Raw genomic sequence first — 21,022 nt, forward strand, 5'->3', positions numbered from 1 at the left:
ATCTATCGTCACTGTGACTGACCGCCGTAGGAAATGTGGTTTGCACAGTGCATTGTAGGAGTGAGCCTGCTCGCGATGAGGCCATCAAACTCAGTGCATATCTTAGGGCTTGGCGAGGGCCGGAAGATCACCGGTCAAACCGAGAGCTTCACGCACAAACAAAGCCTTCGCCTCGGGCATTTGATCTACCAGTTTCAGCCCGGTATTGCGCAACCAGCGCAGCGGCAGCGGATCGGCCTGGAACAAGCGTTCAAAGCCCTCCATCGCCGCCATCAGCGCCAGATTGTGCGGCATGCGCCGCCGCTCATAACGGCTCAACACTTTCACATCCGCCAGCCGCTCACCGCGCTCGTGCGCTTGCAGCACAACCTCCGCCAGCACCGCCGCGTCGAGGAAACCCAGGTTCACGCCCTGTCCCGCCAACGGGTGGATGGTGTGCGCCGCGTCACCGATCAGCGCCAGGCCTTCAGCCACGTAGCGCTTGGCGTGACGCTGACGTAGCGGCACGCACACACGTGGATCGGCACTGACGACCTCACCGAGGAGCCCTTCAAAAGCACGCTCCAGCTCGGCACAGAACGAAGCGTCGTCCAGCGCCATCAAGCGTTCGGCCTCGCTCGGCGTGGTCGACCAGACAATCGAGCACCAATCCTGCTGCCCGTCACGCTCAAGCGGCAGAAACGCCAACGGTCCGTGGTCGGTGAAACGCTGCCACGCGGTTTTGCGGTGCGGCTGGCGGCTGCGCACGCTGGTGACGATGGCGTGATGCAGGTAATCCCATTCGCGAGTGGCGACGCCGGTCAGCCGGCGCACCGCCGAGTTCGCGCCATCTGCGGCAATCACCAGCGGCGCGCGCAACTGGCGGCCATCGGCCAGTGTCAGCAACCAGTCATCGCCGGAGCGGCGCATCTGTTCCAGGCGGGCGTTGGCCAGCATGCCCAGATCGCAGTCGTGCAGACGGTCGAGCAAGGCGTCCTGCACCACGCGGTTTTCGACGATGTGACCAAGCACATCGGCATGCACGCTGCTGGCCGAGAAATGTATCTGCCCGGTGCCGCTGCCATCCCAGACGTGCATGTCGGTGTAGGGACTGCTGCGGCGCCCGGCGATGCCGTCCCACACGCCGAGGCGTTGCAGAATCCGCTGGCTGGCCGCCGACAAGGCACTGACGCGCGGCTCGAAAGGTGCGGCCGCGTCGAAGGGCTTGACGCTCAGCGGGCTGCCATCGAGCAGCAGCACTTCCAGCCCGCTGTTCTGTAGCGCCAGCGCCAGGGCGCTGCCGACCATTCCGGCTCCGACAATCAGCAGATCTGCGCGCATTTCCATGCTTTAAGCCTGTCTCGCTTGCGGCTTGCGCCGCACGTTAAGGGTTTTACCGAGCGCGCCAGTTGACGGCGCGATCCTGAAAATGAAAGTGCCGGCCAGCCACTCAAGCATCCGGACGCGTTCCCAGCCCCATGGCCTGCCGGGCAAACCAGCGCTTGGCCGGAGGCAGCAGGTCTAGGCCGAGCAGGCCGATATTACGGCCCAGCGAGACCAGTGGCTGCGTGCTGCCGAACAGGCGCGTGACCTGATCGGAGAAGCCGACGGTGAGGTCCTGATCCAGACGCTGCCGCTCGCGATACGCCTGCAGCGTGGCAAAGTCGCCCAGCCCTTTGTCGCTACTCAACAGCGCGGTTGCCAAGGCATCGGCATCGCGCAGCGACAGGTTGAAGCCCTGCCCGGCGATCGGGTGCAGGCTGTGCGCGGCGTTGCCGAGCACGGCCAGGTGCGAACGCACCTGTTCTTCAGCCTCGACCAGCGACAGCGGATACAGATGCCGCGCGCCGACCTGTTTCAAGGTGCCGAGGCGATAGCCGAACACGCCCTGCAATTCGCTGAGAAAGTCGCGTTCGCTCAACGCCGTCAGACGCTGCGCGTCCATGCCCAGCCGCGTCCAGACCAGCGCACAGCGGTTGTCCGGCAGCGGCAGCAGTGCCATTGGCCCTTCGTCGGTAAAGCGCTCGAACGCCATGCCGTTGTGCGCTTCGCTCGGGGTGATGTTGGCGATCAGCGCGCTCTGGTTGTACGGCCGCTGGCGCACGTTGATCCCCAACTGCTCGCGCAGTCCCGAACGACCGCCATCGGCGAGTACCGCAAGGTCGCATTCCAGCGTGGTTTCATCGTTGAGCGTCAGGCGATAGCCATCGGGCAACGGCTCCATCCGCATGACCTCGGCCGGGCAGCGCCAACTGATCACGTCTTTGTCGAGGTGTTGCCACAGGCATTGGCCGAGCCAGGCGTTTTCCACCACGTAACCCAGCGCAGGCACGCCCTCTTCCATCGCCGACAGCCGGGCGGTAGAGAAACGGCCACGGTCAGACACATGAATCTGTTTGATCGGTTCGGCGCGGCGGGAGATTTCCTGCCAAACGCCCAGGCGCTGGTAAATCTGCCGCGAGCCGAACGACAGCGCTGAGGAACGCGCATCGTAGCTCGGCTGCCAACTGTCGCCGGGGGCGAACGGTTCGATCAGTACGATTTTCCAGCCACGGGCCTTGGCTCCGGCCTGCAAGGCCAACGCCAGACTGGCGCCGACCAGGCCGCCACCGATGATTGCCAGATTGACTCGACTCATGCCGCGTGTGTCCTTGCTTGTGCCATCAACGCTTCGATCTCGGCGACGGTTTTTGGCACGCCGCGGGTGAGAATTTCACAACCGGTTTTGGTCACCACCACGTCGTCCTCGATACGCACGCCGATGCCACGCCATTTTTTCGCTACGTTCTGGTTGTCCGGGGCGATGTAGATGCCCGGCTCGACGGTCAGCGCCATGCCGACTTCGAGTACTCGCCATTCGCCGCCGACCTTGTATTCGCCGACGTCGTGCACGTCCATGCCCAGCCAGTGACCGGCACGGTGCATATAAAACGCTTTGTAGGCTTCGCTGGCGATCAATTCATCAACCCCGCCTTGCAACAAGCCCAGTTTCACCAAACCCGAGGTAATCACTCGAACCGTGGCTTCGTGCGCCTGGTTCCAGTGCTTGTTCGGGGCGATTTCGGCGAACGCCGCTTCTTGCGAAGCCAACACCACTTCGTAGATCGCTTTCTGTTCCGACGAAAACTTGCCGTTGACCGGCCAGGTGCGGGTGATGTCGCTGGCGTAGCAGTCGATTTCGCAACCGGCGTCGATCAGCACCAGATCGCCGTCCTTGAGCAACGCGTCATTCTGCTGGTAATGCAGGATGCAGCTGTTGCGACCGGCCGCAACGATCGAGCCGTAGGCCGGCATCTTCGCCCCGCCCTTGCGGAACTCGTAATCCAGTTCGGCTTCGAGGCTGTACTCATACAGCCCGGGACGGCTGGCCTGCATCGCGCGGAGATGCGCCTGGGCCGAGATTCGTGCCGCTTCGCGCATCACCTTCACTTCTGCCGCCGATTTATACAGGCGCATGTCGTGCAGCAGATGATCCAGGGCAACGAATTCATTCGGCGGCTGCGCGCCAAGGTGGGCCTTGGAGCGGATCACGTTGATCCAGTCCATCAGGTGCCGGTCGAATTCCGGGTTGCTGCCCATCGCCGAATACACCCGGTCGCGGCCTTCGATCAGGCCCGGGAGAATGTCGTCAATGTCGGTAATCGGAAACGCATCGTCAGCACCGTAATCGCGGATCGCGCCTTCTTGCCCGGCGCGCAAGCCGTCCCACAATTCGCGTTCGGCGTTGCGTTCACGGCAGAACAGGATGTACTCGCCATGCTCACGGCCGGGCATCAGCACGATGACGGCTTGCGGTTCGGGAAAACCGCTGAGGTACTGGAAGTCGCTGTCCTGGCGGTAGACGTGCTCGACGTCGCGGTTGCGGATAGCCACCGCGGCGGCGGGCAGGATCGCGATGCTGTTGGGTTCCATCTGCGCCATCAGCGCCTTGCGGCGACGGCTGTATTCCGCTTTGGGGATATGGATCATGGGCAGATGGCTTTCCCTGACACGCGATTAATGCAGCGACGGCTTGGCCGCTGGCGGCACGTCGGCTTTCTTGGTTTCCGAGAACAGCAGCAGCGGCGCGACGCGCAGGTATTCCATGACTTCCATGTAGTCGGACTCGCCGTCTTCGGACTCTTCCAGTGCGTCCTGCACCTGAGAAATGGCTGCCAGATCCTGCAGCACTTCCGTTGCTTCAACACTGAGCATGCTGCTGTCGCGGCAGTTCAGGCCGAAGCCGCTGAGGAAGCCCTGACACCATTGGCCCAGTGCAGCGGCGCGGTCGGTCAGTGGCGCGTCGTCGGTCGGCAACAGCAGAACGACGGTAACGTCGTCGCCGGTCAGCTCGCCCTGGACCATCTCCTGCAAGCCGATCAAGGCGTTGCGGACGTTGTCCTGGATGTCGCCTTCGAGCAGTTCGGCGGCGTCGATCAGCCAGCCTTCGTTATCGAAGCCGGCGCCGGCGCAACTGCGCCCGAGCAGCACGCCGTGCAACTCGGCAGGCGAGACGTTGTGGCCGCTGGTGGTCAGCAGGGTGGCAAAGGCTTGGTACGGAGAATTCTGAATGGGCATGGGCAGCTAGGCGCCAGACGGCGCTATGTCTAGAATGAAGGCCTTGTATCCTACATCGACAGCCCCGCCAAGACCATTAAAGGCTGTCCGCCAGTTCCCACCCATCAGACGAACACGTGGACCCAATGGAAGACACCGACCTGCAAGCGCTGATGGCCAGACTCGAACTGCTGATTGGCCGAGTCGAGCAACTAAAGAGTCAAAACGCACTCTTACTAGCTCAGGAAAAAACCTGGCGCGAGGAACGCGCTCACCTCATTGAAAAAAACGAAATCGCCCGGCGTAAGGTCGAATCGATGATTTCGCGCCTCAAGGCCCTGGAGCAAGACTCATGAGTTCAAGCAATAGCGTCACCGTGCAGATCCTCGATAAAGAGTATTCGATCATCTGCCCGCCGGAAGAACGCAGCAATCTGGTCAGCGCCGCGCGCTACCTCGATGGCAAGATGCGCGAGATCCGCAGCAGCGGCAAAGTCATCGGCGCCGACCGCATCGCCGTAATGGCCGCGTTGAACATCACCCATGACCTGTTGCACAAAGAAGAGCGTCCGGATATCCAGGCCAGCGGTTCGACCCGTGAGCAAGTGCGCGACTTGCTCGATCGTGTCGATCTGGTGCTCGCCGACGAGCAGAGCACCGGCAAGGGCTGATTCGACTGGCGGCTTGAGGTATACTCGCGGCACTCCCTGGGGTGCTTGCCAGTTGACGATGTCCCGGAGCCGATTCGCACTACCCTGGAAGTTGCACGTTGGGCTGGTGTGCATGTCCGCTAGACGGAAAGCCTTAAAGTCTACTGCTTCTTCCACCTTGAACTTTCGGGTTCAAGGGCTGAGTTGACAGCGGTACATCCGGGGAGCCTGATTCGAATCCGATGTCGGTGTATGCCGACATCGGATTTTTTATGCGTACGTTTTTGCATCCACCTGCCGAAGCCGAACCATGACCGAACCCGCGCTGCTGCCCCGCCCGCAACTCCGCCGCCTGCTGCGCAAGGCGCGCCGTGCCCTGACGCCGAGCGAGCAACGCCAGGCCGCCCAAGGCCTGTTCCGGCAACTGGCGCAAGACCCGCACTTTCGCCGGGCGAAACACATTTCCCTGTACCTGCCCACCGACGGTGAAATCGATCCGCGTCTGCTGCTGCGCGAAGCGCAACGCCGGGGCAAGGCGACCTATCTGCCGGTGCTCAGTGCCTGGCCGCGGACCAAAATGGTCTTCCAGCGCATCCGCCCCGGCGAAAAGCTCATCCCCAATCGCTTCCGCATCCTTGAGCCGCGGGCCAATCTGGCTCGGCAACGCAAGGTCTGGGCGCTGGACCTGGTGCTGCTCCCCCTGGTGGGCTTTGACGATGTCGGCGGACGACTGGGGATGGGCGGTGGCTTTTACGATCGCAGCCTGGCGTACCTGGCCCGGCGCAAAAACTGGCGCAAGCCGACGCTGCTGGGTCTGGCCCATGAATGTCAGAAAGTCGAACGGTTGGCGCAGGCAAGCTGGGATGTACCGTTACAGGGCACGGTCACTGACAAGGCGTGGTATTTCGCGGGATAAGACGCCGCGCAGAACAGCGGCGTCGAGCAAGTCGTTTCAGCGTTTGAACGCGGTCGACTGTTGAACCTGTTGCGCCACTTCAATCGGCGCATCGGTCTTGGCGGTCCACAGGCTTTGCGCATAACCGGTGGTTACAACGCCCAGGCCGAACAAAATTACCAAAGTCCATAGCAAATCCGGTTTGCGTTTCATCGATTGCCCCCCTCAAGGCACATCATCACGATGACAGCAGCGGTTTCCATTCGTAGGCCGTGCAGCAGCGTCAAGCTTTAAAGGCCGGCATTTTGCGGCAACGTGAACCCGCGCGCAAATGCTGACGTCAACCGACTGTCGGTTTGTCATAAAATTGCCCGACAACCTGCCCAATGACCGCTTCAGGAGCACACCACATGGCTTACTGGCTGATGAAATCAGAGCCCGACGAACTCTCGATCAAGGCTTTGGAGAAGCTCGGCAAGGCGCGCTGGGACGGGGTTCGCAACTATCAGGCACGCAACTTCCTGCGGGCGATGGCGGTGGGCGATGAGTTCTTTTTCTATCATTCCAGTTGCCCGGAGCCGGGGATTGCCGGGATCGGCAAAATAATCGAAGCGGCCTATCCGGATCCGACGGCGCTTGAACCCGAGAGTCATTACTTCGATCCCAAGGCGACGCCGGAGAAAAATGCCTGGAGCGCGATCGATGTGGCGCACGTCGAGACGTTTGCGCGGGTGTTGAAGCTCGATTATCTGAAGCAGCAGACGGCGCTGGCCGAGCTGCCGCTGGTGCAGAAGGGATCGCGGCTGTCAGTGATGCCGGTGACGGCGGAGCAGTGGGCGGCGGTGATTGCGCTCAAGCCGTAGGAAATTTCGCGGCTGAAATACAGCTATCGCGAGCAGGCTCACTCCTACAGGGGGAACGCATTCCAATTGTAGGAGTGAGCCTGCTCGCGATGGCGCCAGCCCGGACAACACAAGATTTATTGAATGATCAGGTTATTGAACAACAGATCCTCAACCACCGGCTTGCCGGTCTCGTCATTCATCACTTGCTGGGTCTGCTTCAGCGCTTCCTGACGCAGTTTTTCCTTGCCTTCGATGCTGCCCATCGCCTCGGTGCTCTGCTGGGTAAACAGCGCCACCAGTTGGTTGCGGATCAGCGGCTCGTTGGCCTTGACCAGTTTGGTCGCTTCATCGCCCGTCACGCGCAAGGCCACATCGGCCTTGTAGACCTTGAGCTTCGTCGTGCCGTCCAGCCCATAGTTGCCGACGAACGGCGGGCTCAGGGTGATGTAGTTGACCTTCGGCGCCGCGCCTTCTTTGGCTTCTTCGGCCGAGGCTGCCAGAGGCAGAGACAGGGCCAGCAACAACATGATCCACGCTTTCACAATTCGCTCCTTATCCGGTTTGCGGCCTAGCATAACGACCCGCCGCGCAAGCACAAGCTTATGGCTGACTATCAGGGCCGGGCATGCTCGTTGACCCGTTGATTCACACACCTACACTTATCGGCCATCACTCCCAAAGGAATAGCCCTGATGAAAGCCGTGCTGTGCAAAGCCTTCGGCCCTGCCGAATCGCTGGTGCTGGAAGACGTCGCCAGTCCTGTCGCCAAGAAGAACGAAATCCTGCTGGACGTGCACGCCGCCGGGGTGAACTTCCCGGACACGCTGATCATTGAGGGCAAGTACCAGTTCAAGCCGCCCTTCCCGTTCTCGCCGGGCGGCGAGGCGGCCGGCGTGGTCCGCGAAGTCGGGGAAAAGGTCAGCCATTTGAAGGTCGGCGACCGGGTCATGGCCCTGACCGGCTGGGGCAGTTTCGCCGAGCAGGTCGCCGTTGCCGGCTACAACGTGCTGCCGATTCCTGAGTCGATGGATTTCAACGTCGCTGCCGCCTTCAGCATGACCTACGGCACCTCGATGCATGCGCTCAAGCAGCGCGCCAACCTGCAAACGGGCGAAACCCTGCTGGTCCTCGGTGCCTCCGGCGGCGTCGGCCTCGCCGCTGTGGAAATCGGCAAAGCCATGGGTGCCCGGGTCATCGCCGCTGCCAGCAGCGCCGAGAAACTCGCGGTGGCTAAAGCGGCTGGTGCCGATGAGTTGATCAACTACAGCGAAAGCAACCTCAAGGACGAAATCAAACGCCTCACCGACGGCCAGGGTGCTGACGTGATTTACGACCCGGTCGGCGGCGACCTGTTCGACCAGGCCATTCGTGCCATCGCCTGGAACGGTCGCCTGCTGGTGGTCGGTTTCGCCAGCGGACGCATCCCGGAACTGCCGGTCAACCTCGCCCTGCTCAAAGGCGCGGCCGTACTTGGGGTGTTCTGGGGCTCTTTCGCCCAGCGCCAGCCGCAGGACAACGCGGCGAATTTCCAGCAACTGTTCGGCTGGTTTGCCGAGGGCAAGCTGAAACCGCTGGTGTCGCAGGTGTATCCGCTGGGCGATGCGGCGCAGGCGATCAATGATCTGGGCCAGCGCAAGGCGGTGGGCAAGGTAGTGGTGCAGGTGCGCTGAGTTTTGCTCGACTTTCAACAGGCCAGGATCGCTGAAACTCGATTCTGGCCTTTTTATTCATACATCAACTTCCCCCTTAACCACAAGTCCTTGGTTTGTGGGCGGTAACTATTTAGCGCAGTCCCCGTAGAAAATCCGGTTAGTTTGAGCACATACAGACACAAGGAGTAACTGTATGAGCAATCAAAACTGGCGCCCCGGCCAGCCTGTTTCGCTGGACGTAACTGAAGTCAACCCGTACGAAAAACAAACTTATTCCGAGTTTGGAAACGGAGGGGAATATCGAGAGACAAGTCGCCTCCCAACTTTTGACATTTCAGACGTAACAATGGCACGAACCTTCAAAAACATGATAATAGGCTCATTACCGGCCCGGTATGAAAAAGCCCGCCGCCATCTCGATGATGAATACAAAAAAACACTACAAACCATCGAAACAGATATCAACTCAGAGCTGACAGCCTCTGGACATTCAAACGAAGGCTTGAAAAAAACCGTTCAGGCTATAACCCGCGACAAGACTATCGTCACTTCCTTCATTCAGATTAGATATGCACAGCTACTAACGGCACAGCAACAAGCGAATGAATTTTCAGGAAACGACCCGCTTACGTTAAACCACGAGCAACTTAAAAGCATTACGACAATTCGCTTTGTAAATGATCCTGCTCAATTCGACCAGTCTGCAGCCTACCTATTAAAAACATACGCAAGTTCTGCCCAAGCGGCGTATAAGGCTCGACTGCTTACTACTGCTATCCAGATTTTGCAGAACAAATCCAACAGCCTCGATGCATATCTCGCAAGCTTGCATGCTCAAGAGTTGGCTCGTTTAGCGGCTCAGCAAGAAGCTGAACGACGGGCACAGATTGCAACTCAGCAGCAAGCTCACGCTGCGAGAGCAAAATCGGAAGCTGAGCGGCAAGCTCAAGCCGCGAAAGCAAGGGCAGAAGCTGAGCACCAAGCTCAAGCTGCAAGAGTAAGGGCGAAAGCTGAGGATGCGGCCAGAATCGCAGCACAGATTGCTCAAGCTGAACACGAAGCGAGGGAAGAAGCACTGTGGAAAGCGGAACAAACGAAAGTCAAAGAGCAAGCCAGAAGACGTGACGCAGCAAAACAGGCTGCGCGGAGAAGAAAACAGGCAGTGGCGTCAAAGGTTGCCGCTGAGTTTGATTCGATGCTCGGCCAATTCATTCAGAACCGGCCAGAGGGTATCGATGAGCAACTTGGCTGGTTAAAAGACAAATATCAGAAACTCTATACCGCCGACCGAGCAATATCTAAAGCGGAGAGCGACGTTGGTGACTTCTATCGAGCGCCTGGAAGCGGAAAACGTTGGAGCGCCTTGAATAATATCCAAGAAGAAATCAAGGAGTTGACTCGCCAAAAATACAATATCGATAAAGTCCAAATACCACTGATTGACAGCACAGGCACTGCTGGTCGATCACTGGTAATCACTGCAGATGGCCTGATTAGCGGGTTTGAAGGCTCACCGTTCTCCTTCGGTAAAGCACTCGACTCGCTGAACGGACTACGCACCGCACTCGCCAAGGGACCAGTCAGCGCCTTTCTCGCTTCAGTTTTCTATATTCCAACACTTGGAAATGGAGAGCTTCAGCGCAATCCCATAGTGCTCACCATTCCGTTGTCTCAGTTTTACCCGGAGCGTGAATACTCTCCGCTTGGAAGATCTACTCTCCTCTACTGGCTACGACATCGAGTACTGTCATCCGCCAAAGGAGAGCACACACAACTCTATCTTGAGTCGCCCAAAAAGAGCTTTGGCGTGCGGGTCAGGCAAGCCAGCCTTGACTCCCAAACGAAACTTTACACGTTCACTACAGAAGGCTTGATCCCAATTACGCTGACGTGGGCCCCCGCGTCACCGCCCGGTGTAGAGTTATTAAACAATACCGACCTGCCGGCTACCGACCCCGGTATCAGAATTTATCCCGGAGCGAGAGTCACACAAATCCAGGGGCGAGTGGACGAACACCCCTCCTGCGACTTTGACGACCCGGATGATTACATCCTGGAGTTTCCGATAGAGTCGGGGATCGAATCGATATACATGATGGCCACTCGTGGCGGCCCGCGTTATGAACCGGGTACGGCTACAGGTACAGGGCAGGGGGTTGGCAATAATTGGTTAGGGAGCGCGGCACAATCAAGCGGCTCGCCGGTTCCTGCACAGATTGCCGATCAGTTGCGTGGTCAGGAGTTCAGGGATTTTGGTAGATTCAGGGAAAGCTTCTGGAAAACCGTTGCGGCGGATGAGTTGCTACGGCGACAGTTCGGTAAAGTCGATTTGCAGCAAATGGCCAATGGCGCAGCACCTTATGCGGATCCTTTGGAGACTGTCGGCGGCAGAGAAAAATTTGAAATACACCACAACCACCGAATTGCTGATGGCGGAGAAGTGTACGATCTGGAAAACCTGAGAATCTTAACTCCAAAAGCGCACATAGAACTGCATAAAAAAGGTACTCCACAATGAATTTTAAAGACAAGTTAGAGGATTACACAGAGCAAGAGTTCTTAACTTTTTTACGAGGCTTCTTCGAGAATGACAGTGGTCTTTCGGGCGATGCCTATAGTGAGTATTCCTCTAAGCGGATGCGGCATTTTGAGAAAATAACAGAGCATCCAAGGAAACGGCTGGTTTTAATTCGTCCAATAGGACGCGAAGATAGCCCAGAAGGAGCGCTCGAAGAAATCAAAGAATGGCGCTTGGCAAACGGCAAACCTGGCTTTAAAGCAGAGTAATAAAAATTGCGCCACACACTGTGGCGCTGTCTAGCTAAAAGTCAAAGCAATTCACGAATTTCCACAGGCAGCAGACTCGTAAACTTGCGCATCGGATTCTCTCGACAACTTCTTACGATCATCGAAACTCGCTTGTTCATCTTCGCAATCATCGCCAAACGCTTCTCATCCGATAATTGATGCCTCGTGAGGGAATTTGAAAGATAGGCCCGCGTATAAGCAAAAATGTTCGAGTCGACCCAATCGAACTCGCTCATATTTCCGAGGTTTTCATTAACAGCCCGGCATTTGACTGTTTTCAGCCACTGATTGATATGAAGCGGCTGGTTTTCAAGGCGAAAAATCATTGGCGCAATGATTTCCTGCTCTTCAGGTTTATCCCCTTCAACCGTCCAGGGCTTGAAACGCCACTGCGCGATGGCGACTCGAACCGCCTCGGCAAAATCAGGGTGACTGCTTTCCCGAATACTGATCTCGCTGACCGAGCCATCCGCCCTGGCGATGAAGCCAACCTTCACGTCACCCGTTACACCTGCCCTTTGCAGTTCTCGAGGATAAATCGGCTTGGGATTGTTTTCCGGTATCAAAAAAACGTCTGAGGCCAGCGCAGAACCGCCGACTATCAACAAAAGCCCAACAAAAAACCACCGCATAATTGTGCCCTTCCCTAGTGAGTTGTCCTATCCGGCAACAGCACAAAGGTTACTGGGCAATGACTTTTAGCTGAATGGCCTAGCTTCGCTGCTGCACGCAGGACGTTTCCCTAATCCCGACAGGAAACCGGGCGAACTCGCCGCGTGAATGGCCGCTGGTAATTAGTCTGACGGATGTTTAGCCGTGGCTTGGGACTGCAACATCACCGGGCATTAACTCTTCCTGAACCCGCTGGCTACTCGATTGGATCAACTGCCCCTTGTCATCAAAACGCAGCACGATGAGCCAGTCATAGACCGGGTCCGGCATCAGGCTTTTCCGCATGACGGATGATCAGTACGGTGACGTTGCGCAAACCCGGGGCTGACGCACCTTGGGCAAAACTCAGCACCAGCGCTGCACCGGCAATGATTGCGGCCGCCAATAATCTCGGCAACAAACTGCGAACACTCATGGCCATCAGCGCTCTCTTCAATCAGTCAGTCGATTGATCGCGAGTCTATGCGACAACGCCGCGATCGACTTGAAAACGCCACGTTCTTACAGCTGAGCGACAGGTTCGTAAAGGAACATGCGACTGGCCACATTTTCCGCTGTCTGGTTGATGCGAAGCGGTGATATTTTCGGTAACGAAACTGTAACATTCGCATCCGCAGTCAAAACAAGAAAACTGGAGCTCTTGAATGTTTGCTTTCTTTCGTCCTGCCGCACATCAGGCTCCATTGCCTGAAGAAAAAATAGACAGCACCTACCGGCGCCTGCGCTGGCAGATCTTCGCCGGTATCTTTATCGGCTACGCCGGTTACTACCTGCTGCGCAAAAACTTCTCGCTGGCCATGCCTTACTTGATCGACGAAGGCTACAGCCGGGGCGATCTGGGCCTGGCGATGTCGGCGATCGCCATCGCCTACGGCTTGTCGAAGTTCCTCATGGGCCTGGTGTCCGACCGTTCCAACCCGCGCTTCTTCCTGCCGTTCGGCCTGCTGGTGTCGGCGGGGGTGATGTTCGTTTTCGGTTTCGCGCCCTGGGCAACGTCCAGCGTGACCATGATGTTCATCCTGCTGTTCATCAATGGCTGGGCCCAGGGCATGGGCTGGCCGCCAAGCGGACGGACGATGGTGCACTGGTGGTCGCAGAAGGAACGCGGCGGTGTGGTCTCGGTGTGGAACGTGGCGCATAACGTCGGCGGCGGCCTGATCGGCCCGCTGTTCCTGATCGGCATGGGCCTGTTCAACGATTGGCACGCGGCGTTCTATGTGCCGGCTGCCGTGGCGCTGGGCGTGGCGGTATTTGCCTTCATCACCATGCGCGATACCCCGCAATCGGTAGGCCTGCCACCGATCGAGCAATACAAGAACGATTACCCGGAAGGCTACGATGCCAGCCACGAAGACGAATTCAGCGCCAAGGAAATCTTCGTCAAATACGTGCTGCGCAACAAAATGCTCTGGTACATCGCGCTGGCCAACGTCTTCGTCTACCTGCTGCGCTACGGCGTACTGGACTGGGCGCCGACCTATCTGAAGGAAGCCAAGGGTTTCACCGTGGATAAAACCTCGTGGGCCTATTTCTTCTATGAGTGGGCGGGCATCCCGGGCACGCTGTTGTGCGGCTGGATGTCGGACAAGATCTTCCGTGGCAACCGTGGCCTGACCGGCATGGTGTTCATGGCACTGGTGACAGTCGCCACGCTGGTTTACTGGCTCAATCCGGCCGGCAACCCGATGGTCGACATGATCGCACTGCTGTCGATCGGCTTTCTGATCTACGGCCCGGTGATGCTGATCGGTCTGCAGGCGCTGGAACTGGCACCGAAGAAGGCCGCAGGCACCGCAGCGGGCTTCACCGGTCTGTTCGGTTATCTGGGTGGTTCGGTCGCGGCCAGTGCGGCGATGGGCTACACCGTCGACCATTTCGGCTGGGACGGCGGCTTTGTGTTGCTGGTGAGCGCTTGCCTGCTGGCGATGGCCTTCCTTGCGCCAACGCTATGGCACAAGCAAGTCGCCAGTCAGAGCCGTGAAGCGGTCGCCTGATCACTGTGTGATTTACAGCGCTTGAGCCGCGCCTCCAGATTGCGGTCTGGCATGGCGTGGCTGCGCAGGGCGTGGGCGGTCTGCTCGACATAATCGCGAGTGGTGCCGTAACGCCCGCAAGCGCTTGCAAACACCTGGCTCAGCACATGATCCGGCAAGTTGCCGGCATAGCTGGGCAGGTGTCGCTCCAGAACGAATCCCAAGGCCTGTACCCGAGTACCATCTTCGAGCCGGCAATTGAGCCAGTGCGGGCGATAGGAAGGGAACGGCATTTCACGTTTCCACAGGGCATACAGCGCGGCATCGAGATTGTCCTCCGGCAAACGGTAGGCAAAACCGCTGCAGGAACCGCCGCGATCCAGACCAAACACCAGACCGGGCATTTCCGGCGTACCACGGTGCTCATGGGACCAGAGGTACAAGCCGCGATGATAGCCATGCACACGACCGCGCATGCGCTCGACCGCTGTGCATTCCGGTCGCCAGATCAGCGAGCCATACGCGAACAGCCACACCGGCCCGCCCTTGTGGCGCGCCATGGTCGATTGCATGGAAGCGAGAAGTTGTTCGTGCGTCAGCTGCGGCCCAAGATCGAGTCGCGGAGGGTAAGCCAGGTTCAGAATTGCGTTTTCAATGGCGCTCATGGCGAATAGCGTTCAGCTCCCCGCGGGTGAAGAATTACTTAATAGAACGCACCGCTGTAACAGTAAGGCACATATGTTTTAAGGCAAATTAAGTGCCACTGATTAATTGCCTGATTGATATATAACCTAGCGGTATTTATGTAATTACTTAAATACCGATCGGCTATATGCAAAGTTATAACGCATTACCAGCGCTACGCATAAAACCAAGGTGGGAGCGAGCTTGCTCGCGAAAGCGATCGGTCAGTCGACATCAATGGTGACTGATAAACCGCATTCGCGAGCAGGCTCGCTCCCACATTTTCAAGAGCGCGGTGCGTAGGCGAATACGTCAGCGCGCATCTGGTGCGCATCCATTCCCGCCTCGACCAGCGCGTCCAGCGTGCCGTAGACCATGGCGGGCGAACCGCTGGCATAGACGTGCAACGGTTTCAGGTCGGGGAAGTCCTCGCAAACCGCTTCATGCAGCATCCCGCAGCGCCCTTCCCAGCCACACTGATCGCTGACCACCTTGTGCAGAAACAGGTTGGGCAGTTTCAGCCATTCGTCCCAATGTTCGATCTGGTAGAAATCTTCCGGGCGGCGCACCCCCCAGTACAGATGCACCGGATGCTTGAAGCCTTCAGCGCGGCAATGTTCGATCAGACTGTGAATCTGGCCCATGCCGGTACCGGCGGCGACCAGCACCAGCGGGCCGTCGGGCAATTCGGCGAGGTGGGTATCGCCGAACGGCAGTTCGACGCGCACCAGCGTGTTGCGTTGCAGTTGCTCGATCAGGCTCAGTGCACTGGCTTCACGCGCCAGCACGTGAATTTCCAGATCGCGCCCGCCATGGGGCGCCGAAGCCATGGAAAATGCTGATTTCTCGCCGCTCTCGCGCTCGATCATCAGGTACTGGCCGGCGTGATAGCGCGGCGGTTTGCCCGCCGGCGCACGCAGCCGCACGCGCCAGGTATCGCCGCCGACCTCACGGCATTCAATGACCTGACAGGACAGGCTGCGCACCGGCAACTCGCCCAGCGCCAGCACGCCATCCCAGAGCAGCACGCAGTCTTCCAGCGGCTCGGCGATGCAAGTGTAGAACTCGCCATGATCGTGCACGTTGCCCGCCTGTTCGACGCGGCCTTCCACCAGCAGCGCCGCACACACGTGACAATTACCGTTGCGGCAGCTTTGCGGGCAGTCGTAGCCCAGGCGCCGCGCGCCGTCGAGAATCCGCTCACCGGGCCGTATCTCAAGCACTGCTCCGGAGGGCTGCAAGGTTACACGCATCAATCTATTCCTAATTGATTCCATATGGCATCGATCCGCTGGGTAACGGCGTCGTCCTTGACAATCACACGACCCCACTCGCGAGTGGTCTCGCCCGGCCACTTGTGGGTGGCGTCCAGACCCATCTTCGAACCCAGGCCGGAAATCGGCGAGGCGAAGTCGAGATAGTCGATGGGCGTGTTATCGATCATCACCGTATCGCGCTTGGGGTCCATGCGCGTGGTGATGGCCCAGATCACATCATTCCAGTCACGGGCGTTGATATCGTCGTCGGTGACGATAACGAACTTGGTGTACATGAACTGTCGCAAAAACGACCAGACACCGAGCATCACGCGCTTGGCATGCCCCGGATACGACTTCTTCATGGTCACGATGGCCATGCGGTACGAGCAGCCTTCCGGCGGCAGGTAAAAGTCGGTGATCTCCGGGAACTGCTTTTGCAGGATCGGCACGAACACTTCGTTGAGTGCCACGCCGAGAATCGCCGGCTCATCCGGCGGACGACCCGTGTAGGTGCTGTGGTAGATCGGCTTGATCCGGTGAGTGATGCGCTCGACGGTGAACACCGGGAAGCTGTCGACTTCGTTGTAGTAACCGGTGTGGTCGCCGTAGGGGCCTTCATCGGCCATCTCGCCCGGATGAATCACGCCTTCGAGGATGATCTCGGCGGTGGCCGGCACCTGCAGGTCGTTGCCACGGCACTTGACCAGTTCGGTGCGGTTGCCGCGCAGCAGACCGGCGAAGGCGTATTCGGAGAGGCTGTCCGGGACGGGCGTCACCGCACCGAGAATCGTCGCCGGGTCGGCGCCAAGCGCCACGGACACCGGGAACGGCTGGCCCGGGTGCTTCTCGCACCACTCGCGAAAATCAAGGGCACCGCCACGGTGGCTGAGCCAGCGCATGATCACCTTGTTGCGGCCGATCACCTGCTGGCGGTAGATGCCGAGGTTCTGGCGCTCCTTGTTCGGACCTTTGGTGACGGTCAGACCCCAAGTGATGAGCGGGCCGACGTCGCCGGGCCAGCAGGTCTGCACTGGCAGCATCGCCAGATCGACGTCATCGCCTTCGATGACGACTTCCTGGCACACCGCATCTTTGACGACTTTCGGCGCCATCGAGATGATCTTGCGGAAAATCGGCAGCTTCGACCACGCGTCCTTCAAGCCCTTCGGCGGCTCCGGCTCCTTGAGGAAGGCCAGCAGCTTGCCGATTTCGCGCAGCTCGCTGACCGACTCGGCGCCCATGCCCATGGCCACGCGTTCAGGGGTGCCGAACAGGTTGCCGAGCACCGGAATGTCGTAGCCCGTGGGCTTTTCGAACAACAGCGCCGGCCCCTTGGCCCGCAGCGTGCGGTCGCACACCTCCGTCATCTCCAGCACCGGCGAGACGGGAATCTGGATGCGTTTCAACTCTCCGCGCTGCTCAAGCTGCTGCACGAAATCCCGAAGATCCTTGAATTTCATTGACGATGGCACCCTCAAAATAGGCGTACATCCTACCTGCTCTGACGGGCAAACAGCAGCCCGTCAGTGCCCGGCAGCGCTCAATTGTGGCTTGCGCCCAGCAGCATCGGCGCAAACAGCGGGCTCAGCCGCGCGCTGCCGGCGTCGGAAAGGTGATCGGCGTCCTTGTACTGAGAATGGCCATCGACATCAATCATGCACAGGCCGTCCTTGCACATCAGCGGCGTCGGGTCGATGACGTGCACACCGGCATCCGCGGCATTCATCGCGCCGAACAGCTCAGTGAAGAATTGCTGGCGAGCCAGATGTTCGCCGAGCGGGCGACCAAGGCCTTCTGCCGAACGGCCGACGCGCGCCAGGCTGGTCAGGCGACCGATGTAACTCTTGTGCTGCAGCGGTACTTCCTTGAACAGCCAGACCTGCACGCCAGCCTCGCGCAGCTCGCCGACCTGCGCCTTGATCGCGGCCGCCATGCGCTTCTCGGACTGCGCAACATTGCGCGAAGGATCGAGCAGGAACTGCTTGTCGCCGTCGCCGTCCTCGCGGCCGTAGACATACAAACTCCAGTTTGCCGCCAGCACCACGTCCTTGATGCCCAGTTCGCGGACCAATTGCATGTTGCGCTGGTTGAATTGCTTGCACTGCGGGCGCAAGGCGTCATCGATGATCGGCGGGCATCCCGTGAGGCTGTAAAGCCACACTGGCTGACCGTCACGCTGGCTATTGCCTTCGATGGCCGGCAGCAGCGCAGCGGTATGACTGTCGCCCCAGAACATCTTCGTCGGGGCAATCTTCTGATCGCCGCCCACGCGACACGCCTTGTCCAGCGTCTTGTCCTTGCTCATGTGCATGCATTTCATTTGCCCGGCGTTCCATTCCTGGGACTGCGCATATTCGAGGGCCTTGCCGCTCAGACGCTCAGGCACGCCGTCCGCCGAACGGATGGCCGAGCCGACCACGGCCAGCGCAGTAATGGAAACCAGCCCCCCGACCAGCACCGAGTTACGGCTGGCAAACACCCGCTTCTCGCGAAACGGCAGCTCGACATAGCGCAGGCTCAGCCACGCCAGCGCCACTGCCAGCGCAATCCAGCCAACAGCTTCCAGCGGCTGAATACCGTCGATAGAGATGGCGTTGGCATACACATAAATCGGCCAATGCCACAGGTACAGCGAGTAGGACAACAGACCGATCCACACCATCGGCCGCAGGCTCAACAGCTGGCCTGCGAGGGTCGGGCCGCGTGCGCCCGACCAGATCAATGCAGTCGTACCGAGCACCGGCAACAACGCTGCCCAACCCGGAAACACCGTGGTTTTGTCAAAGGTGAACACCGCCAGCAGCACCGCCGCCAGTCCGGCCAGGCCGACCGTTTGCCGAACCCAAAGCCGCGGCGCGTGCTTTGCTGCCGGCAGTACCGCGAGCATGGCGCCGCAGAGCAGTTCCCAGGCGCGGGTCGGCAGAGAGAAGAAAGCGAATTCCGGACGGCGCTCGATGTAAACGATGTTCAGCCCGAACGACACCAGCAGCACCGCGAACAGCATCCAGCGCCAGTGCCGGACATAACGCATCAACAGCACCATCATTAGCGGGAAGAAGATGTAGTACTGCTCTTCTACCGCCAGCGACCAGGTATGCAGCAACGGTTTCAGATCCGACGCCGGCTCGAAATAGCCGTCTTCGCGCATGAACAGGATGTTGGAAATGAACAGCGACTGGTAACGAATGGTCCGCCCCAGATCGGACAGGTCCTTGGCCGTCAGCAGCAACCAGCCCAACGCTAGAGTCACCACCACCACCAACGTCAGCGCCGGCAGGATACGCCGGGCGCGACGGCCCCAGAAATCGAGGAAACTGAAGCGCTGCGCACTGATTTCACGGAACAGAATCGAGGTGATCAGAAAGCCGGAAATGACGAAGAAAACGTCGACGCCGACAAAGCCGCCGCTGAATGTAGTGAATCCGAAATGAAACAGCACGACGGGAAGTACCGCGAGTGCGCGTAAACCGTCGATATCACGGCGATTGCCAAACGTGTGCATGTAAAACCTTACCTGTTCTGGATACAGAGTCCCTTGAAGGCGCGAAGTTAGCAGCCGCGCAAGCTTCAATCCAGATACAAATAAAATCGCAGGCAAAAAAAAGCGCCCCTCGCGGGACGCCTTTTTCAACGACTTGCTGTTACTTGCGCTTCATCGACAAGAAGAACTCGTCGTTGGTCTTGGTCGTTTTCAACTTGTCGACCAGGAACTCGATGGCGGCGATTTCGTCCATCGGGTGCAGCAGCTTGCGCAGAATCCACATGCGCTGCAGCTCGTCGTCGGCGGTCAGCAACTCTTCGCGGCGAGTGCCGGAACGGTTGATGTTGATGGCCGGGAACACACGCTTCTCGGCGATCCTGCGATCCAGAGGCAGCTCCATGTTGCCGGTACCCTTGAACTCTTCGTAGATCACTTCGTCCATCTTCGAGCCGGTTTCAACCAGCGCGGTGGCGATAATGGTCAGCGAGCCGCCTTCTTCGATGTTGCGCGCCGCACCGAAGAAACGCTTCGGCTTCTCCAGGGCGTGGGCATCGACACCACCGGTCAGGACCTTGCCGGAGCTCGGGATCACGGTGTTGTAGGCACGGGCCAGACGGGTGATGGAGTCGAGCAGGATCACCACGTCTTTCTTGTGTTCGACCAGGCGCTTGGCCTTCTCGATGACCATTTCAGCCACTTGCACGTGACGGGTCGGCGGCTCGTCGAACGTCGAGGCGACCACTTCGCCGCGCACGGTGCGCTGCATTTCGGTCACTTCTTCCGGACGCTCGTCGATCAACAGCACGATCAGATGAACTTCAGGATTGTTACGGGCGATGTTCGCGGCGATGTTCTGCAGCATGATCGTCTTGCCGGCTTTCGGCGGCGCCACGATCAGGCCACGCTGGCCTTTACCGATCGGCGCGCACAGGTCGATCACACGGCCGGTCAAGTCTTCGGTGGAACCGTTACCGGCTTCCATCTTCATGCGCACGGTCGGGAACAGCGGCGTCAGGTTCTCGAAGAGAATCTTGTTCTTCGCGTTCTCCGGACGATCGAAGTTGATCGTGTCGACCTTGAGCAGGGCGAAATACCGCTCACCTTCCTTCGGAGGGCGAATCTTGCCAACGATGGTGTCACCGGTGCGCAAGTTGAAGCGGCGGATCTGGCTTGGCGAGACGTAGATATCGTCAGGGCCGGCCAGGTAGGAAGCGTCTGCGGAGCGCAGGAAGCCGAAGCCGTCCTGGAGAATCTCCAGCACGCCATCACCGGAGATTTCCTCGCCGCTCTTGGCGTGCTTTTTCAGCAGGGAGAAAATCACGTCCTGCTTGCGCGAACGGGCCATATTTTCTATGCCCATCTGTTCGGCCAATTCGAGCAGTTCGGTAATCGGCTTTTGCTTGAGTTCAGTCAGATTCATATAGGAATGACGTAATCATTTATGGAGGGGGGAAATTAAGCTTTTGGCTTAATGAGGCCGCGCCGCGGAGAAGGCGACAGGATCGCGAACTAATTCGAAAAGGAGTGCGTCGGCGACGGCTAGCAGGGGGCAGTGGAGAAACCAGTGCGGGGCCGAATGTACCACCTGA

Annotated in this window: 21 protein-coding genes and 1 other RNA gene; 9 read left to right on the forward strand and 13 right to left on the reverse strand. The window is 59.0% G+C overall.

All coding sequences use genetic code 11. The features are described 5' to 3' along the window. Positions 1-102 precede the first annotated feature (102 nt). The 4 genes from HU765_RS23355 to HU765_RS23370 all read right to left on the reverse strand — a co-directional run bounded on the left by HU765_RS23355 (position 103) and on the right by HU765_RS23370 (position 4,536). Positions 103-1,320, reverse strand: coding sequence for a 2-octaprenyl-3-methyl-6-methoxy-1,4-benzoquinol hydroxylase (locus HU765_RS23355; protein ID WP_186623333.1), 1,218 nt, complete (start codon positions 1,318-1,320; stop codon positions 103-105). A gap of 109 nt (positions 1,321-1,429) precedes the next feature. Continuing rightward, positions 1,430-2,617: a 2-octaprenyl-6-methoxyphenyl hydroxylase gene (ubiH, locus tag HU765_RS23360; RefSeq protein ID WP_186623290.1), complete on the reverse strand. Its 1,188-nt coding sequence runs from the start codon at positions 2,615-2,617 to the stop codon at positions 1,430-1,432. Beyond that, positions 2,614-3,948, reverse strand: a complete 1,335-nt coding sequence (gene pepP / locus HU765_RS23365) for a Xaa-Pro aminopeptidase (RefSeq protein WP_186623291.1) — start codon at positions 3,946-3,948, stop codon at positions 2,614-2,616. Before pepP ends, ubiH begins: the two co-directional genes overlap by 4 nt. A gap of 27 nt (positions 3,949-3,975) precedes the next feature. Further along, a complete protein-coding gene (locus tag HU765_RS23370) occupies positions 3,976-4,536 on the reverse strand; it encodes a YecA family protein (RefSeq protein ID WP_186623292.1) in 561 nt (186 codons plus the stop codon). Positions 4,537-4,661: 125 nt separating this feature from the next. Here HU765_RS23370 and HU765_RS23375 point away from each other — a divergent pair, with 125 nt between their 5' ends. The 4 genes from HU765_RS23375 to HU765_RS23390 all read left to right on the forward strand — a co-directional run bounded on the left by HU765_RS23375 (position 4,662) and on the right by HU765_RS23390 (position 6,080). Continuing rightward, the gene (locus tag HU765_RS23375) at positions 4,662-4,871 is read left to right on the forward strand and encodes a TIGR02449 family protein (RefSeq protein ID WP_007911197.1); all 210 of its coding nucleotides are present in this window, start codon (positions 4,662-4,664) and stop codon (positions 4,869-4,871) included. Continuing rightward, on the forward strand, positions 4,868-5,185 hold the full coding sequence (locus HU765_RS23380) for a cell division protein ZapA (RefSeq protein WP_186549590.1): 318 nt from the start codon (positions 4,868-4,870) through the stop codon (positions 5,183-5,185). Before HU765_RS23375 ends, HU765_RS23380 begins: the two co-directional genes overlap by 4 nt. A gap of 30 nt (positions 5,186-5,215) precedes the next feature. Continuing rightward, a non-coding RNA gene (gene ssrS, locus HU765_RS23385) (6S RNA) lies at positions 5,216-5,394 on the forward strand. 80 nt (positions 5,395-5,474) lie between these two features. After that, complete coding sequence (locus HU765_RS23390; protein WP_186623293.1) at positions 5,475-6,080, forward strand: 5-formyltetrahydrofolate cyclo-ligase; 606 nt, start codon at positions 5,475-5,477, stop codon at positions 6,078-6,080. A 36-nt stretch (positions 6,081-6,116) separates the two neighbouring features. On the opposite strand, the gene HU765_RS23395 is transcribed toward HU765_RS23390, so the two are convergent. Next, entirely contained in the window at positions 6,117-6,272 is a 156-nt protein-coding gene (locus HU765_RS23395; protein WP_186549594.1) for a hypothetical protein, read from the reverse strand. A gap of 197 nt (positions 6,273-6,469) precedes the next feature. Between HU765_RS23395 and HU765_RS23400 the strand changes: the two genes are divergently transcribed. After that, positions 6,470-6,922, forward strand: a complete 453-nt coding sequence (locus tag HU765_RS23400) for an EVE domain-containing protein (RefSeq protein WP_186623298.1) — start codon at positions 6,470-6,472, stop codon at positions 6,920-6,922. Between the two features lie 116 nt (positions 6,923-7,038). Here HU765_RS23400 and HU765_RS23405 read toward each other — a convergent pair whose 3' ends face one another. Next, a complete protein-coding gene (locus HU765_RS23405; RefSeq protein ID WP_186623299.1) occupies positions 7,039-7,446 on the reverse strand; it encodes a flagellar basal body-associated FliL family protein in 408 nt (135 codons plus the stop codon). A 150-nt stretch (positions 7,447-7,596) separates the two neighbouring features. Between HU765_RS23405 and HU765_RS23410 the strand changes: the two genes are divergently transcribed. From HU765_RS23410 to HU765_RS23420, 3 genes are all read left to right on the forward strand, one after another. Further along, positions 7,597-8,574, forward strand: coding sequence for an NADPH:quinone oxidoreductase family protein (locus tag HU765_RS23410; protein ID WP_186623300.1), 978 nt, complete (start codon positions 7,597-7,599; stop codon positions 8,572-8,574). Between the two features lie 175 nt (positions 8,575-8,749). Then, on the forward strand, positions 8,750-11,074 hold the full coding sequence (locus HU765_RS23415; RefSeq protein WP_186623307.1) for an S-type pyocin domain-containing protein: 2,325 nt from the start codon (positions 8,750-8,752) through the stop codon (positions 11,072-11,074). Beyond that, complete coding sequence (locus HU765_RS23420) at positions 11,071-11,343, forward strand: bacteriocin immunity protein (RefSeq protein WP_186623308.1); 273 nt, start codon at positions 11,071-11,073, stop codon at positions 11,341-11,343. Before HU765_RS23415 ends, HU765_RS23420 begins: the two co-directional genes overlap by 4 nt. 41 nt (positions 11,344-11,384) lie before the next feature. Here the strand turns inward: HU765_RS23420 and HU765_RS23425 are convergent, their stop codons facing one another. Further along, on the reverse strand, positions 11,385-11,996 hold the full coding sequence (locus HU765_RS23425; RefSeq protein WP_186623309.1) for an energy transducer TonB: 612 nt from the start codon (positions 11,994-11,996) through the stop codon (positions 11,385-11,387). Between the two features lie 290 nt (positions 11,997-12,286). Continuing rightward, a complete protein-coding gene (locus HU765_RS26950) occupies positions 12,287-12,451 on the reverse strand; it encodes a hypothetical protein (RefSeq protein ID WP_238344759.1) in 165 nt (54 codons plus the stop codon). Between the two features lie 229 nt (positions 12,452-12,680). On the opposite strand from HU765_RS26950, the gene glpT reads away from it, so the two are divergent. Beyond that, on the forward strand, positions 12,681-14,030 hold the full coding sequence (gene glpT / locus HU765_RS23435) for a glycerol-3-phosphate transporter (protein ID WP_186549602.1): 1,350 nt from the start codon (positions 12,681-12,683) through the stop codon (positions 14,028-14,030). On the opposite strand, the gene HU765_RS23440 is transcribed toward glpT, so the two are convergent. The 5 genes from HU765_RS23440 to rho form a co-directional block, all read right to left on the reverse strand. Next, positions 14,006-14,674, reverse strand: a complete 669-nt coding sequence (locus HU765_RS23440; protein WP_186623312.1) for a gamma-glutamylcyclotransferase — start codon at positions 14,672-14,674, stop codon at positions 14,006-14,008. The two genes, glpT and HU765_RS23440, sit on opposite strands and share 25 nt — an antisense overlap. Before the next feature lie 303 nt (positions 14,675-14,977). Next, positions 14,978-15,946: a CDP-6-deoxy-delta-3,4-glucoseen reductase gene (locus tag HU765_RS23445; protein WP_186549606.1), complete on the reverse strand. Its 969-nt coding sequence runs from the start codon at positions 15,944-15,946 to the stop codon at positions 14,978-14,980. After that, complete coding sequence (gene ubiD / locus HU765_RS23450) at positions 15,946-17,412, reverse strand: 4-hydroxy-3-polyprenylbenzoate decarboxylase (protein ID WP_008081413.1); 1,467 nt, start codon at positions 17,410-17,412, stop codon at positions 15,946-15,948. The genes HU765_RS23445 and ubiD overlap by 1 nt, the downstream gene beginning before the upstream one ends. 80 nt (positions 17,413-17,492) lie before the next feature. Further along, the gene (locus tag HU765_RS23455) at positions 17,493-19,454 is read right to left on the reverse strand and encodes an acyltransferase family protein (RefSeq protein ID WP_186623313.1); all 1,962 of its coding nucleotides are present in this window, start codon (positions 19,452-19,454) and stop codon (positions 17,493-17,495) included. Between the two features lie 139 nt (positions 19,455-19,593). After that, a complete protein-coding gene (gene rho / locus HU765_RS23460; protein WP_057712815.1) occupies positions 19,594-20,853 on the reverse strand; it encodes a transcription termination factor Rho in 1,260 nt (419 codons plus the stop codon). Positions 20,854-21,022 lie beyond the last annotated feature (169 nt).

The organism is Pseudomonas sp. SWRI81, assembly GCF_014268545.1.
GTDB lineage: Bacteria > Pseudomonadota > Gammaproteobacteria > Pseudomonadales > Pseudomonadaceae > Aquipseudomonas > Aquipseudomonas hamedanensis.

What these genes read in the sequence shown, in the direction of transcription:
- HU765_RS23355 (WP_186623333.1), bottom strand. Translation starts at nt 1,320, where the DNA reads ATGCGCGCAGATCTGCTGATTGTCGGAGCCGGAATGGTCGGCAGCGCC.
- ubiH (WP_186623290.1), bottom strand. Translation starts at nt 2,617, where the DNA reads ATGAGTCGAGTCAATCTGGCAATCATCGGTGGCGGCCTGGTCGGCGCC.
- pepP (WP_186623291.1), bottom strand. Translation starts at nt 3,948, where the DNA reads ATGATCCATATCCCCAAAGCGGAATACAGCCGTCGCCGCAAGGCGCTG.
- HU765_RS23370 (WP_186623292.1), bottom strand. Translation starts at nt 4,536, where the DNA reads ATGCCCATTCAGAATTCTCCGTACCAAGCCTTTGCCACCCTGCTGACC.
- HU765_RS23375 (WP_007911197.1), top strand. Translation starts at nt 4,662, where the DNA reads ATGGAAGACACCGACCTGCAAGCGCTGATGGCCAGACTCGAACTGCTG.
- HU765_RS23380 (WP_186549590.1), top strand. Translation starts at nt 4,868, where the DNA reads ATGAGTTCAAGCAATAGCGTCACCGTGCAGATCCTCGATAAAGAGTAT.
- HU765_RS23390 (WP_186623293.1), top strand. Translation starts at nt 5,475, where the DNA reads ATGACCGAACCCGCGCTGCTGCCCCGCCCGCAACTCCGCCGCCTGCTG.
- HU765_RS23395 (WP_186549594.1), bottom strand. Translation starts at nt 6,272, where the DNA reads ATGAAACGCAAACCGGATTTGCTATGGACTTTGGTAATTTTGTTCGGC.
- HU765_RS23400 (WP_186623298.1), top strand. Translation starts at nt 6,470, where the DNA reads ATGGCTTACTGGCTGATGAAATCAGAGCCCGACGAACTCTCGATCAAG.
- HU765_RS23410 (WP_186623300.1), top strand. Translation starts at nt 7,597, where the DNA reads ATGAAAGCCGTGCTGTGCAAAGCCTTCGGCCCTGCCGAATCGCTGGTG.
- HU765_RS23415 (WP_186623307.1), top strand. Translation starts at nt 8,750, where the DNA reads ATGAGCAATCAAAACTGGCGCCCCGGCCAGCCTGTTTCGCTGGACGTA.
- HU765_RS23420 (WP_186623308.1), top strand. Translation starts at nt 11,071, where the DNA reads ATGAATTTTAAAGACAAGTTAGAGGATTACACAGAGCAAGAGTTCTTA.
- HU765_RS23425 (WP_186623309.1), bottom strand. Translation starts at nt 11,996, where the DNA reads ATGCGGTGGTTTTTTGTTGGGCTTTTGTTGATAGTCGGCGGTTCTGCG.
- HU765_RS26950 (WP_238344759.1), bottom strand. Translation starts at nt 12,451, where the DNA reads ATGAGTGTTCGCAGTTTGTTGCCGAGATTATTGGCGGCCGCAATCATT.
- glpT (WP_186549602.1), top strand. Translation starts at nt 12,681, where the DNA reads ATGTTTGCTTTCTTTCGTCCTGCCGCACATCAGGCTCCATTGCCTGAA.
- HU765_RS23440 (WP_186623312.1), bottom strand. Translation starts at nt 14,674, where the DNA reads ATGAGCGCCATTGAAAACGCAATTCTGAACCTGGCTTACCCTCCGCGA.
- HU765_RS23445 (WP_186549606.1), bottom strand. Translation starts at nt 15,946, where the DNA reads ATGCGTGTAACCTTGCAGCCCTCCGGAGCAGTGCTTGAGATACGGCCC.
- ubiD (WP_008081413.1), bottom strand. Translation starts at nt 17,412, where the DNA reads ATGAAATTCAAGGATCTTCGGGATTTCGTGCAGCAGCTTGAGCAGCGC.
- HU765_RS23455 (WP_186623313.1), bottom strand. Translation starts at nt 19,454, where the DNA reads ATGCACACGTTTGGCAATCGCCGTGATATCGACGGTTTACGCGCACTC.
- rho (WP_057712815.1), bottom strand. Translation starts at nt 20,853, where the DNA reads ATGAATCTGACTGAACTCAAGCAAAAGCCGATTACCGAACTGCTCGAA.